The organism is Natrinema hispanicum (genome assembly GCF_004217335.1).
In the GTDB taxonomy this organism is placed as follows: Archaea; Halobacteriota; Halobacteria; order Halobacteriales; family Natrialbaceae; genus Natrinema; species Natrinema hispanicum.
In genome coordinates this window covers 1,059,879-1,073,359 of sequence record NZ_SHMP01000004.1, presented here as the reverse complement: position 1 = coordinate 1,073,359, position 13,481 = coordinate 1,059,879, and the positions used below count along the sequence as shown (strand labels likewise).

Below are 13,481 nucleotides of genomic sequence, written 5' to 3'. Positions count from 1 at the left end.
CGACGGACACATCATCGCGTTGCTGACGACGCTGCTGATCTTCGGGATCGTCGTCTATGCGGAGTCGGTCCGCGTCGAGATCCCGCTGAGCCACGCCCGCGTCAAGGGCGCACGCGGTCGCTTCCCCGTGAAGCTCATCTACGCGAGCGTCCTGCCGATGATCCTCGTTCGCGCAGTGCAGGCGAACGTCCATTCATGGGTCAGATCTTGAACCGGCAGTGGGCCGGGATGCCTGGCTGGCTCGGCTCCTATTCGGGCGGCCAGCCGGACGGCGGGTTCTTCTACTACGTGTCGCCGATCTACTCGCCACAGGACTGGATGTGGACGGCGAACGTCTCCCAGGAGTGGTGGCAGGTGATGATTCGGATCGGCATCGACGTCACGTTCATGGTCGTCGGTGGCGCGATCTTCGCCATCTTCTGGGTCGAGACCACGGACATGGGTCCTGAGTCGACGGCAAAACAGATCCAGAACTCTGGGATGCAGATTCCCGGCTTCCGACAGAACGTCGGCGTCATCGAGAAGGTCATGGAGCGGTACATTCCGCAAGGTGAACGTCATCGGTGGCGCACTGGTCGGTCTGCTGGCCGTCTGGGCGAACATGCTCGGCACCATCGGATCCGTCTCCGGAACGGGGCTGCTGTCTGGCTGTCTCCATTACGTACAAGCTCTACGAGGAGATCGCCGAAGAGCAGCTCATGGAGATGCACCCGATGATGCGCCAGATGTTCGGCAACGAGTAACCGCGTTCTCGCCGGTGCGGTTTTTCGTTCGTTCTTTCGACCGTGAGCGACTGCACTCCATCGATACCGTTTCGGCGTCGCCACCCTTGCTACACTGTGTAAGTGAGCACGGAGAGGTTTTACTGACTATTGATTGAAGCGATCGACAGTTACCGCATTCACTCCGAAACCCGCCGCAGTCCGCCGCTCTCATGGCGGGCTGCGAGCTGGCGGGCGACTTCGAGTGGGCGTGTGTGAGCCGACGAGATGTTCCTCGAGCGTTCGGTCGAGTGCAAGCGTCTCTCGGCAGATCGGACACTCGACTGGCGGCTGGAATGGCATGTCTTCCCCGTCCGAGTGCTCGAGGAAAACCGTTACCGGATGCATATGCATGGGGGCCCACTCGCAGCCAGTCGGTCTCGAACTAGCGGTGTCGGATCGCAGCCGTGGCTGTGATATCGCCCTCGACGGAATGTCGTTCTAGTAACTCATGGCACATCTGGTGGTGGAAGCAGATAATCGACAGCATGATCGAAATGATAGGAGCTCCTGACTATCAGCGTCCAGCAGATCGCACGATGGCTGTGCGATAGGTATGCAGTGACGTTCCATGACTAATATAAAAGAACTGGGACGGACCAATATGACATGATTTATTCGTACTCATATAGTATCTGGACGAGCTAACGATAGAAAAAAGGTCAATGACGACAACGACAGCGTGATGTGGGGTGACAGACGAACCGGATGAACTGCAGTCAAACGATCGGAGACTGCCCGGCACGCGTTGCAGATCAGTCCGGCCGGTTTCCAAATAGATAAGTGCCCCCAGAAACCATCGTCCGACATATAACTGGCCTTCAAAAGAGATGAATACAATTTACAGCGCACTCATTGCCCCGATGCAGCAGACCCGCGTTGACGTGTTCGAGAGTATCTTTACGGTATTTCTCGGACTCGGAACGCTCGTCGGCATCGTCGTAGTCGCGTACACCTTGTACAACGCGTACAAGTATCGTGACAGCGACACGGCTGACGACGACAAGGATCGGCCGTCACTCGGGGAGTTACCGACAGGCGGAAAGGGCGGAAAAAAACTGTTCCTCTCGTTCGGCATCAGCGCCGTCATCGTCATTTCGCTGGTGATCTGGACGTACACGATGCTTCTGTACGTCGAAGATCCCAGTGCCGATGACGGTGGCCAGCAAGAAGCGCTGGAAGTCGATGTGACCGGCGAGGGATTCGCATGGTTCTTCGAGTACGACAACGGGATCGAATCGACGAGTACGCTTCGCGTCCCAGCTGACCAACGAGTTTGGGTCCAAGTAACCTCAGGTGACGTCTGGCATACGTTTGGCATACCCGATCAACGGGTGAAAGCCGACGCGATTCCAGGCGAAGTCGACGAGAGCTGGTTCGAAGCCGAAGAACCCGGCGAGTACAACATCAAGTGTTTCGAACTCTGTGGTGAAGCCCATACCTCGATGGTTGGGACGCTCAATGTCATGCCGTCCGACGAGTTCGACTCGTGGATGGACGACCAGCTGACGATGGAGTTCGAGATGGTTGACGGCAACGAGTCCCCCGTGACGGACGGCTACGAGATGACGCTCGAAAGCCAGGAAACTGACTTCGAGCGTACGTACACCGCCGATGACTTCGACGAGAATGGAACGATCACCATCAACGATGTCGACCACGGTGGCAACTACAACGTGACGATCACGTCGACCGACGGTCAGTTCGAAACTGTCGAAGAGCAGTTCGACATGACTGGTCCGGTCAGCGAGACCTACACGCTCGAGATGAACGCAACGGAAAGTGATGCTACTGCAAGCGATACGAACGACGGAGGTGACGCCTGATGAGTGATCTTCCGCCGATGCGGTCGGTCAAGCGATGGTTGGTGACCACCAACCACAAGGACGTCGGGATTCTGTACCTCGCGACGTCCCTGTTCTTCCTGATATTCGGCGGCGTTCTCGCGTTGCTGTTCCGAGCACACCTGTGGCAATCGGGTGGCCTCATGCTCGGTGGCGAACCGCTGCTGACGAACGATCAGTACTACCAGTCGGTGACGGGCCATGGCCTGATAATGGTCTTCTGGTTCCTCTCACCGATCGCATCCGGCTTCGCGAACTACTTCGTCCCGCTTCAGATCGGGGCGAAAGACCTCGCGTTCCCACGACTGAACGCCCTGAGTTACTGGTTCTACCTGTTCTCGGGGATCCTGTTCATCATCTCGTTCTTCCAGGGTGGGTCGTTCTCCGGCGGCTGGACGATGTACGCCCCGCTGAACGTGCCCATGTACACCTCGGTGATGGAAGCAACGGCAGGTGGTAACGCCGCAATCCTCGGCGTGGTCCTGTTTTGCTTCTCGGTCACGATTGGGACGGTGAACTTCCTGACGACGATGCACCGCTCCCGTGCCGAGGGCATGGGGATGTGGAACCTGCCGATGTTCTCCTGGTCGTGGCTACTGACGGCCTGGATGATGCTGTTCGCGTTCGCCGCGCTGCTCGCTGCAGTGATGCTGCAGTCGATCGACCGACTGTTCCTCACGCAGTACTTCGCAACCAACGAGGGCTCGAGCCTCCTGTGGGCGCACATCTTCTGGTTCTTCGGTCACCCAGAGGTGTACATCGTCTACTTCCCCGCGCTCGGGGTCCTCTTCGAGACGTTCCAGACGTTCACTGGACGGCGACTGGTCGGCCGCAAGTGGGTCATGATCGCGATGGTCCTCGTTGCGGTCCAGTCGTTCCTCGTCTGGATGCACCACATGTTCCTGTCGACGATCAACCTCCCGATCAAGACGCTGTTCATGGCGACGACGATCGGAATCTCGTTGCCCTTCGACCTAATGGTGTTCGCGATGATCTACACCATGATCAAGGGCCGCATTCGGTTTACGACGCCGTTCCTGTTCTCGCTGGGTGCACTGCTGTTGTTCATCCTCGGCGGGATTACCGGTGTCTTCCTGGGTGCCGTCGTGCTTGACTACGAGTTCCGTGGCACCTACTGGGTCGTCGCGCACTTCCACTACGTGATGGTCTCCGGTGTCACCGCGCTGATCGGCGGCCTCTACTACTGGTGGCCAAAGATCTCCGGCAAGATGTACTCCGAACGACTCGGGAAACTCAGCTTCGCCGTGTACTTCTTCGGCTTTAATCTGCTGTACTTCCCGATGTTCCTCACCTGGGAGACGCCCCGACGTATCTTCCACTACAACGAAAGCGCACAGCTCTATCACCAGCTTGCGACCGCCGGTGCGTTCGTCCTCGGACTCGGCTTCCTGCTCGTGTTCGTGACGCTCGCAAAGAGTTTCATCTCGGGTCCCGACGCGCCCGACAACCCGTGGACCCACTCGCGAACCGCCGAATGGGCGATTCCCTCGCCCCCACCGCTCGAGAACTGGCCGGACCGGCCAAGCTACGCCAGTGGGAACCTCGAGTTCGTCGACGACACCCCGACTGCAACCGACGGTGGGATCGCACAGGGTGCGACTGCGACGGCCACAGCGAGCCACGAAGAAGAACACGCCGACCACGCCAGCATCTGGCCGTTCGGCATCGGTGTCGCGACGTTCACGTTCTTCCTTGGCATCAGCGGACTGACACCGTACGTCTACGACTTCGTCCAGTCTAACATCCACAGCGGTGACTTCGTGACCCTGTCCGAGGCACCGCCGAAGAGCGTCGTCTATCCCGCCCTGACCGGACTGGGGATCGTCCTGCTCGGAATCACGCTGTTCCAGTTCGGCCGCGAGCAGTTCGAGGCACCTGAGATGGAGGTTGCCGAGCGCTGGCCGTTCGGCGGAATCAACAACGAGAAGCTGGGTGTCTGGTTCTTCCTGGCATCCGACGTCGTCGTCTTCGGTGCAGCGATCGGTGCCTTCGTCTTCATGCGCCTCAACATGGGCTGGAACAACTGGCATCTCGCTTCCATCACCGAAGCAGGACTGTTCAACACCTACGTCCTGTTGACCTCGAGTTTCGCGGTCGTCATCGCACATGTGATGGCAGAACGCGGGAACAAGAAAGGGCTACTCGGCGCGCTCACCACGACAGTCCTACTTGGCTTCGTGTTCATGGGCGTCAAGGGCTTCGAGTACACCAGCAAGTTCGCTGACGGTCACTACTGGTTCAGTGGCCTCGAGTACTCGATCTACTTCGTGACGACCGGCCTACACGCGCTACACGTCATCCTCGGGCTGTTGATCGCCCTGTTCATGATCTACCGCGTCGTGACCGTCGACGCCTACCTCGAGGATCACATGCCAGTCGAGTACTTCGGGCTCTACTGGCACTTCGTCGACATCGTGTGGGTCTTCCTGTTCCCACTGTTCTACCTGATGTAGCGGTCCGCCGCTACACAGGCACAGGCTACCTTTCGTTTTCTCACTGCGTTTCTACTTTAGACATGCCGGACAGCGACAGCATCGCTTGACGGCTCCTGTGACTGTGTCGTGACCGTCGCTGACTGGACTGCGGCGTTGCAGATCCATCCCCAGGGACCGACACCGTCACGCTATCGCAGTGTCTCAGTTCGATCCGATCGGGAACTCATACTGCTGGATAACACGGTTCATACGTCGATCGAACGCGAGACGCGGCCGCTAGCGGTGTCGCCGCGAGTGCTGGACGCCGACTCGTCGGACGACTCCGACGGCAATAGGCGTCGAAACACGATCGAGCCTTCGCTGACTGATGTCGACAGTATCATACTGGGCGACAGTCAGTGCTGTGTCCGAGCGAGCGAGGGGCTATCGAACAACGACCGACAGATCAGAACAGCCACTGCGTCCTCGACAGACGTCTCGCTCGTCTGAGAGACGACACAGACAACAAACCCGTCGGCTACCGACTAGCCGGACCAGACCAGCGCGTAAATGAACGTAAAGAGGAAGTAGACCAGAAACACGGAGACAGCTGCCTTGAAGTGAAACGTGAACAGCTCGTACTCCTCGTCGCCGAGTTCCTCCTCGAATGCCTCGCGTTCGTCGTCGGAGCAGACCTCGGCGTGCTCGACGCCGATGTGGAACGTCGCGTATCGCTCTGATCGAAACGGCCGTCCACAGTACGGACAGGTTGTGGCGGGCGTTTCGTCCGGTGGCACCTCGTACTCCCGCTCGAGCGTTCGGTCAGTCGCCATTCAATTGGCACTTACGGGACTGTGAGGAAGTGTTTGCCGGTTCGGCACGCCGATTGAACACGACGACGACGTTGTCGTAATGGGCGAACGCGTGTCCATTCCGGCTCAGTTCGGGACGTACGGCGGGCTCATCGTCCCTTGCGAGACGAGATAGAGGCTCGCCATCGTGAAAACGATCATAACGACGATGAGCGGGTACTGGCTCCTGATCGCCTGAAGTTTCCCGGGAAAGAGATCGAACGAGACGGTATGTGAGACCCACACCGCGAGGATGTGGCCGACCAGAATGCCAGCGATTTCGATGTATCCGAACCAGCCCGGCACTACGTACTGGGTTGGGTTCGGCGGCGGGGAAAGCGGCGACGCGAGTGCGCCGACGAGCGCCGGCCACAGCGAGATCGCAAAGGCGATGTAGTGAGCGAAGTGGTAGCCGGCCGCGATCGCAAGCAGTGGTGCAGCAAACCGGAGTCCGAGGTACTCACGGGAGAGATACGTCTCGGCCCGCTCACGGGTTCGGTCGATCGCGATCCAGTATACCTTCCAGAACAGGGCGAACCCACCACCGAGCAAGAACAGATAGACGAGCACTGGCGGCACACCGAACCCGACGAGCGCTTCGACGGTCCTGACTCCAGCCGGCGTGACGATGAACCCGCTGTAGGTCAGCTCCCAGACCAGCGCGAGCACGAAGGCCACGAGGGAAGTATCAGTGATCACGTCGTCTTCACCCAGTTTCGACCCGGGATAGCGAAACTCGAGTCCGTCGGGGGTCCGCTGGATCGGCGCGACGGCGCTGTAGAGTCGAAACCACAGCGAGAGGGGGTCGCCGCGTCGAAACCACGTCTCCGGCGAGAAAATGACCGCACTCGAGATCGTAAACAGCGAATACATGACGAGCATCAGCGCTAGCACGGTCGTCGAGGTAGTCAGTGGAGCGACGACCTCGAGCCAGACGAACGTCAACAGTGCCACGACGGCGGGCCAGGAGCCAAAGGCCGGCGGGTACGTCTCGAAGTCGTTGGGAAGCGCTGCAGCGATGCGTCGCCATGGGTTGAGCGCCGGCCACGGGTTGCCGACGGTGTACGCAAAGATCGTCAGCAGCGCCCGCCCACCGACGAACGTTGCCAGCACAGTCACGCTGACCAACCCGATAGCTGGACCGACGAACCCAGCAACGAGGATGATCGCAAGCCCAAGCAGACCGATCGCGCCGAACAACAGCGAGCCCCCGGTACGGAGGCGATCAATAGTCGCCTCGAGTGTGCGATCGTGGTAGGTTCCGATCATGTCGCGGTCGGTGACGAGCATGGTCAACAGTGCTGATGCGCCGACGGTACCGCCGCCAGTTGCGAGGTACAGCCACGTTGGAATGGCGACATCACCACTGCCGTCCATGAGACCAGAGGCGGTCATACTCGCGGCGACGACACCGCTGCCCACAATGAGAGTTACGAGCGCGAACACGACCCCGATACCGGCTCGGCGAACCAAAGCCGAACGTCTACTCATTGTCGGCAATTCGAACCGGTGTTCCATCTACGTGTCGCTTCTGTGGAGCCACGGATAGACTCGCGTCCGTGCCGAATGGTCCCAAGCGATCGTATGAGGAAGCTATAAGTATTCGTCTCTCACATTCCCCACCAATGGCGAGTGTTCGGAACTACGCATTGATTTACGTGGCACTGGTACTGCTGGCTACGGGGAAGTTCGTCTTCTTCCACTTCGACTTCTTCACCTACACAATGGCAGTAGGTGGCACGCTGGTGCTGGCAGCTATCAAGGTCGGACTGATCGCGGGGTACTTCCAGCACCTCAAATACGAGCCACGGTCGGTCACCTACACGATGGCCGTTGCAGCGTTTATGGTCGTCCTGCTCACCCTCGCAGCAGGTTATTCGATCCAGTAACGCACCGCGACCATCGGCTGAACTGCCGACCTGTTCTCGCCTCGTCGATCGATGTTCACCGGCCAACGAGGATGCCATCTCACGACGCGGTGGCGATCTGTTTCTCGAAGCGACGTCGCTGTTCGAGCGTGCTCGTCACGCCTCGAGTCGACCGGAACGCGTAGCTGGCAGACATCTGCCCATACAAACTGAAACGAGTTCCATATCGATCGCACAGCGGTCGTACGATCGGTGTATGACCTGCGTCAGTTGATACGACAACCAATTGCTCACACGTCGACGAGCCAGATACGAACCGTCGACGGGAGGTCATACACCTCGAGAAAGACGTCGTCGATGAACTGGGCGATCCGGTTTGCATCTGCCTTTGCGCTGACCCGAACGTTGATCCCGTCGGCGTCGTCGGGCCGCGTCAGGTCATCGATTTTGAACGCCGGAAACGCCTCAAGCAGGTCTTTCAGCGCCTCGAGTTCCGCGTCGGTACAGTCGAGATTGACCGTTCCATCACCGAACTGAATCCACGGCACGCCCAACGCTGCGGCGGACTGGTCGGCTGTGTCATCGCGTTCTTCGTAGGCAGTGTCGTCTGCCTCGAGCGTCAGAAATCCGCTGGCGCGTTCGCGATGGGCCGTAATCGCATCGACGTACAGTTTCCGTCGCTCAGTGGGCTCAGACGCGTCGAAGCGGGTCATAGTAGATGGACGTGCTCGATTCTTTAAGCCTTTATGTGATGGGCATGAACGGTGCCATATGGCACAGCCACGAATCCTGATCCTGGGTGCACCCGGGGCAGGGAAGGGGACCCAGAGTGCAAAGATCATCGAAGCGTTCGACGTCGATCACATCACCACCGGTGACGCGCTTCGGAACAACAAGGAGATGGATATCTCCGATATGGACACCGAGTACGACACGCCGGGTGAATACATGGATCAGGGCGAGCTCGTCCCCGACGAGGTCGTCAACGCCATCGTCGACGAGGCACTCAGCCAGGCCGACGGCTTCGTTCTCGACGGCTATCCACGGAACCTAGAGCAGGCCGAGGAACTCGAGGACATGACTGACCTCGATCTCGCGCTTTACCTCGAGGTCGGCGAGGAGGAACTCGTCCACCGCCTGACGGGCCGCCGGATGGACCCCGAGACGGGCGACATCTACCACGTCGAGTACAACCCGCCGGAGGACCCCGAAGTTGAGGAGCGACTCGTCCAGCGTGACGACGACACCGAGGAGACGGTCCGCGAGCGACTGTCCGTCTTCCACGAGAACACCGAACCGGTCATCGAATACTACGACGAGCAGGGCGACTTAGAGCGTGTCGACGGCGAGCAGGCACCCGACGAGGTCTGGGAAGACGTGAAGGCGACGATCGAGGACGCAGCGTAGTCAGTTCTGTTCGACCTCGACTTCGTGTTTGACGACGTTGAGGTAGGTAAGGTCCGGCGGCAGTTCGTATCCTTGCGGATATGCATCGAAGTCTTCGTCTTCTAGAGTCTCGTCGTACGTGAAGTCTGCCGCATCTGCATGGATATTCGATGAATGAGTTACAAGAGCCCCATTGAATGTTGGGTTTGATTGGATAACGACTTGGTATTTATCCTTCTTACCGCTGACTAACTCATTCGACCCATCCCAATCGTCACTTGCTGCATAGAACGTTCCGTGAAAATAACCCTTCCAAAATCGAGCGTCTAGTTCGGATGTTCCGTACACTTGCAATTGTTCTGCTTTTGCCGTGCCGTCCGACGGATCAGGTGCCACTTCGCCCTTATCCATATTAAAGTCTCCTGTCAAATACACGCGAAACGCGTGATCTTCATCATCGGTATCGGCAGTGATCTCTGCATCATTATGAGAGACTGTAATATCTCCATCAACGATTAGAGTAACATTCCCGTCGGAAGCATCAGCATAAATTTCATCACTGTTATCTTGGAGGTTTACTTCTTCGGCATAATACATTCCCTCATCCAGGTGTTCATCACCATTAACGACACCGAGATCCTCTATATCATCCTCTGGATCATCTTTTGCATCCTCAACCATTTGCTCTATGACTGGGTCCATTTCCGGCATATTACCGACCCGCGCTTCATCTCCGAACTCGTCTTTGAAATCGCTAATATCCTCGGAGTACGTCACTCCCGAATCGAAGGCATTCTCAAGGTCGATATATCCGACTTTGACTTCGACGGTCCGGTTTTCGTGATCGACGTACTGCACTGATGTATCTCCTGCCTGATTTCGGAAGAACGACTCCCAGCCGCGATAGTAGTCGCTTTTGACTGTGATCGTCACGTCCTCATTTTGAACGACGTTCGCTTCTTGAAACGTGGTCGTATTGGTATGGCTGATAGAGACGTCGCCGGACCCGAGTTTTTGTTCACCAGCGACAGCCGAAACTGGGAGTGTAAGCGTATCTGTCTCAGTCTCATAGTGAATTGGCGGTGCTGAGACGACCTGGGTCTCGTTACCAGTCTCACGAAAGACTGATCCTGATTGATAGGCAAGCTTTGTCCCATCGTCGCTCTCGTACTCGATCGTTCCGATGGTGAGGTTGATATCCTTACTAAGTGCGTCCGATGTTACAGTAATATGGCCCGTGTCCTTCTTGACAACTGCCCCTGACTGACCCACGTCAAGGTCGATAGAGTGTGAGACATCGTCGTTTGACGATGCAGTCTGCATCTGCTGGCTCAACTCGACGAACGACTGCTCGACACGTTCGTTTGCCGAACGTTGTTCTGCATCTTCCATCGCATCTCCGGCAAAGAGAAGAATACCGACGCTGATGCTTGCCACCATCCCAATTAACAGAATGAAACCAAGTATTGCGGACACCCCTCTTTCCGATGGCATCGCTGTGCCGTCATTACGTCCCAAAGTCATTTCGATCATCCAGTAATTCGGAGATCCATATAATAAAAGGTCCGACCGATCGAACAGTTCATATTGGCTGAAAAGTACCGAATAGTATATCTATCCGGACTCGAGCGGTCGACGACATCCGTGGTCTCGTGGACACTGTGACTACCGAAGAAAAACACTTGTATACCGGACGACGCCTAGCTTTGGGCAGATGACGCGTACAGCCGAGAAGATCGACGCCCTCGTCCGTGAGGATTCCTCGATGGCGGATGCGCTCGAGGCAATCCGCGAGGAAGCCGACAAGAACGGCGGCGAGGTCCAGTGGGCCGACGTCAGCGACGAGCTGACGAGCGGCCAGTGGGGGCGGCTGATCGAGAAAGGCGTATTAGTCGACGGCGACGAAGGGTTTGCGATCGCCGATCGTGAGGCCTACGACCGGGCCCTCGATGGAAACGGTGACAGTGGCGGGAGCAGTGCCGTGGCCAGTGCCGATGTCGATATCGACGACGAGGAGTCGAGCTGGTCGCAGTGGGACAAAATCGCCGGCGTCGGTGCGCTTCTGTTGATGCCCGGGTACTGGTTCGATTCGATTCGAAACGTCGTGGGTGGAACGATAGACATCGTTCTCGGACCGCTCGACGCGGCGTTGCCCTTCTATGCCGTGATCCTCTCCGTGGCACTGATCACTGGCCTGTACTCGTCGCTATTGCAGGCGAACCTGATGAACACGGAGGTCATGGGCAAGTATCAAGAGCGGATGAAAGCCGTTCAGGAGGAGCAAAAAGACCTCCGCAAGCGAAAGAAAGAAGCCGAGGAACGCGGCGCGAGCGAGGCCGAAATCGAACGCCTCGAGAACGAACTCGAGCAGGTCCGCGAAGAGCAGATGGAGGCCATGGCGGACAACCTCGGGATGTTCAAAGAGCAGTTCCGGCCAATGGTCTGGATCATGCTGTTGACGATCCCGCTGTTCCTCTGGATGTACTGGAAGATCCAGTCGGTCGGCCTTAGCGGCGCGGAAGCGACGGCCGTCTTGCCGATCGTCGGCGTGACCGACTGGCAAGCTGGATTGGTGGGTCCGATGCCGGCCTGGATCGTCTGGTACTTCCTGTGCTCGATGGGCTTCTCCCAGATCCTGCGCAAGTCACTGAACATCGACATGTCGCCGACGGGAACCTGATCGCGCCAACTCCGTCTCGACTATCGCGACACATCGTCAGCTCGATCACTTGTAAGCTGTCGTGTACGGCCGCTATCGGTGGCCAGGCTCGCGGATTCAAAACCCATTTTACCCGCCCGCTCGCAGATCGATTATGTTACTCACCGTCTCCGGCCCGCCGGGCAGCGGGAAGAGCACGACTGCCGAGTTGCTCGCCGACGCCTTCGAACTCGACCACGTCAGCGGCGGTGACATCTTCCGGGAACTGGCCGACGAACGCGGCTACACCCCCCTCGAGTTCAACAAACTCGCTGAGGAAAACGACGAGATCGATCGCGATCTCGACCGCCGGCTCCGCGAGATCGCTGTCGAGGAAGACGATCTGGTGCTCGAGTCCAGACTCGCCGGCTGGCTGGCCGCCGAACAGGCTGACTTTCGCTTCTGGCTGGACGCGCCACCACAGGTTCGTGGCGAACGCATCGCCGAGCGCGAGGGCAAAGATCCCGCCCGTGCAACCGAGGAAACGACGGCTCGTGAGGCAAGCGAGGCACAGCGCTACGAGGAGTACTACGGGATTGACATCCGCGATCTGACGATCTACGATCTCTCAGTGAACACGGCTCGCTGGGAGCCCGATGCGGTCCTCGATATGCTCGTCACCGCCGTCGAACGCTACGATGCCGACGGCGACGAAGGGAAAACGCCCGTCGACACCAGCTACGAGTTCTAATGCCGCTCCGTGGTCCACCCGAGGAACGTTCGCCGACCGAGTTGCTCACCTTTGGCGTCGTCAACCTCGACAAACCGCCTGGGCCGTCCTCACATCAGGTCAGCGGCTGGCTGCGCGACGCCGTCGACGAGACGCTCGCCCAGTGCGGTGCCGACGTTACCATCGACCGCGCCGCCCACGCGGGGACGCTCGATCCCAAGGTGACCGGGTGTCTCCCGATCATGCTGGGCGATGCGACTCGTCTCGCGCCGGTCTTTCTCGAGGGTGCCAAAGAGTACGTCGCCGTCCTCGAGTGTCACGCGCCGGTGCCGGCCGACGCCGAATCGGTCGTCGCCGAGTTCGAGGGACCGATCTACCAGAAGCCCCCGCGCAAGAGCGCCGTCTCTCGCCGCCTGCGCGTGCGCGAGATTTACGACCTCGAGGTACTCGAGGCCGAGGAGCGACGTCTCCTCGTGCGGATCCGCTGTGAGAGCGGCACCTACGTCCGCAAGCTGTGTCACGATTTGGGGCTGGCGCTTGGCACCGGTGCACACATGGGACACCTTCGCCGGACGATGACGGAGCCGTTCGACGACCGGACGCTCCACAGCGCCCACGACTTCCTCGATGCACTGGCGTTCTGGCTCGAGGACGACGATCCCGACCCGCTGTACGAGGTCGTCGACCCTGCTGAACGGATCCTCGAGGGGATCCCCAGTGTCGTGATCGCCGAAAGCGCCGCTCGCGAAGTAGCCGAAGGTGCACCAGTCTACGCGCCGGGTGTCCTCGAGGCTGACGACGACATCGAGCATGACTCGCTCGTTGCCTGTTACACGCCAAACGGCGCTGCGGTCTGTCTCGGCACGTTCGTCGGGGACCTCGAGGCCGACAGCGGCCTCGCCGTTGACCTCGAGCGCGTGCTGGTCTGAGGTCGGCTGTGGGTTCGAAACCGAGTGACACACCACCGG

Annotated in this window: 12 protein-coding genes and 1 pseudogene; 8 read left to right on the top strand and 5 right to left on the bottom strand. The window is 58.7% G+C overall.

Features of this window, described 5'->3' with window-relative positions:
- Positions 1-743: pseudogene (locus BDK88_RS12115) on the top strand (preprotein translocase subunit SecY); the annotation flags it as partial.
- A gap of 189 nt (positions 744-932) precedes the next feature.
- On the opposite strand, the gene BDK88_RS22105 reads toward BDK88_RS12115, so the two are convergent.
- Positions 933-1,064: a hypothetical protein gene (locus tag BDK88_RS22105; protein WP_277613478.1), complete on the bottom strand. Its 132-nt coding sequence runs from the start codon at positions 1,062-1,064 to the stop codon at positions 933-935.
- Positions 1,065-1,591: 527 nt separating this feature from the next.
- On the opposite strand from BDK88_RS22105, the gene coxB reads away from it, so the two are divergent.
- Entirely contained in the window at positions 1,592-2,587 is a 996-nt protein-coding gene (coxB, locus tag BDK88_RS12110) for a cytochrome c oxidase subunit II (protein WP_130498702.1), read from the top strand.
- Positions 2,587-5,079, top strand: coding sequence for a cbb3-type cytochrome c oxidase subunit I (locus BDK88_RS12105; RefSeq protein ID WP_130498701.1), 2,493 nt, complete (start codon positions 2,587-2,589; stop codon positions 5,077-5,079). The genes coxB and BDK88_RS12105 overlap by 1 nt, the downstream gene beginning before the upstream one ends.
- A gap of 506 nt (positions 5,080-5,585) precedes the next feature.
- Here BDK88_RS12105 and BDK88_RS12100 read toward each other — a convergent pair.
- Together BDK88_RS12100 and BDK88_RS12095 are read right to left on the bottom strand one after the other, a co-directional pair.
- A complete protein-coding gene (locus tag BDK88_RS12100) occupies positions 5,586-5,873 on the bottom strand; it encodes a DUF7410 domain-containing protein (protein ID WP_130498700.1) in 288 nt (95 codons plus the stop codon).
- A 105-nt stretch (positions 5,874-5,978) separates the two neighbouring features.
- Entirely contained in the window at positions 5,979-7,382 is a 1,404-nt protein-coding gene (locus tag BDK88_RS12095; protein WP_130498699.1) for a hypothetical protein, read from the bottom strand.
- Between the two features lie 134 nt (positions 7,383-7,516).
- On the opposite strand from BDK88_RS12095, the gene BDK88_RS12090 reads away from it, so the two are divergent.
- Complete coding sequence (locus BDK88_RS12090; protein WP_092929654.1) at positions 7,517-7,780, top strand: cytochrome C oxidase subunit IV family protein; 264 nt, start codon at positions 7,517-7,519, stop codon at positions 7,778-7,780.
- Between the two features lie 269 nt (positions 7,781-8,049).
- Here the strand turns inward: BDK88_RS12090 and BDK88_RS12085 are convergent, their stop codons facing one another.
- Entirely contained in the window at positions 8,050-8,472 is a 423-nt protein-coding gene (locus tag BDK88_RS12085; RefSeq protein ID WP_130498698.1) for a hypothetical protein, read from the bottom strand.
- Between the two features lie 58 nt (positions 8,473-8,530).
- Here BDK88_RS12085 and BDK88_RS12080 point away from each other — a divergent pair, with 58 nt between their 5' ends.
- A complete protein-coding gene (locus BDK88_RS12080) occupies positions 8,531-9,166 on the top strand; it encodes an adenylate kinase (RefSeq protein ID WP_130498697.1) in 636 nt (211 codons plus the stop codon).
- Here BDK88_RS12080 and BDK88_RS12075 read toward each other — a convergent pair whose 3' ends face one another.
- Positions 9,167-10,678, bottom strand: coding sequence for a DUF7289 family protein (locus BDK88_RS12075; protein WP_242611663.1), 1,512 nt, complete (start codon positions 10,676-10,678; stop codon positions 9,167-9,169). It abuts the gene before it with no gap.
- Between the two features lie 181 nt (positions 10,679-10,859).
- Here BDK88_RS12075 and BDK88_RS12070 point away from each other — a divergent pair, with 181 nt between their 5' ends.
- The 3 genes from BDK88_RS12070 to BDK88_RS12060 all read left to right on the top strand — a co-directional run bounded on the left by BDK88_RS12070 (position 10,860) and on the right by BDK88_RS12060 (position 13,442).
- Entirely contained in the window at positions 10,860-11,825 is a 966-nt protein-coding gene (locus BDK88_RS12070; protein WP_130500592.1) for a DUF106 domain-containing protein, read from the top strand.
- A 133-nt stretch (positions 11,826-11,958) separates the two neighbouring features.
- Positions 11,959-12,534 (top strand): (d)CMP kinase, encoded by a 576-nt coding sequence (gene cmk / locus BDK88_RS12065; protein WP_130500591.1) that lies wholly within the window; start codon positions 11,959-11,961, stop codon positions 12,532-12,534.
- Complete coding sequence (locus BDK88_RS12060) at positions 12,534-13,442, top strand: RNA-guided pseudouridylation complex pseudouridine synthase subunit Cbf5 (RefSeq protein ID WP_130500590.1); 909 nt, start codon at positions 12,534-12,536, stop codon at positions 13,440-13,442. Before cmk ends, BDK88_RS12060 begins: the two co-directional genes overlap by 1 nt.
- The last annotated feature ends 39 nt before the right edge of the window (positions 13,443-13,481 follow it).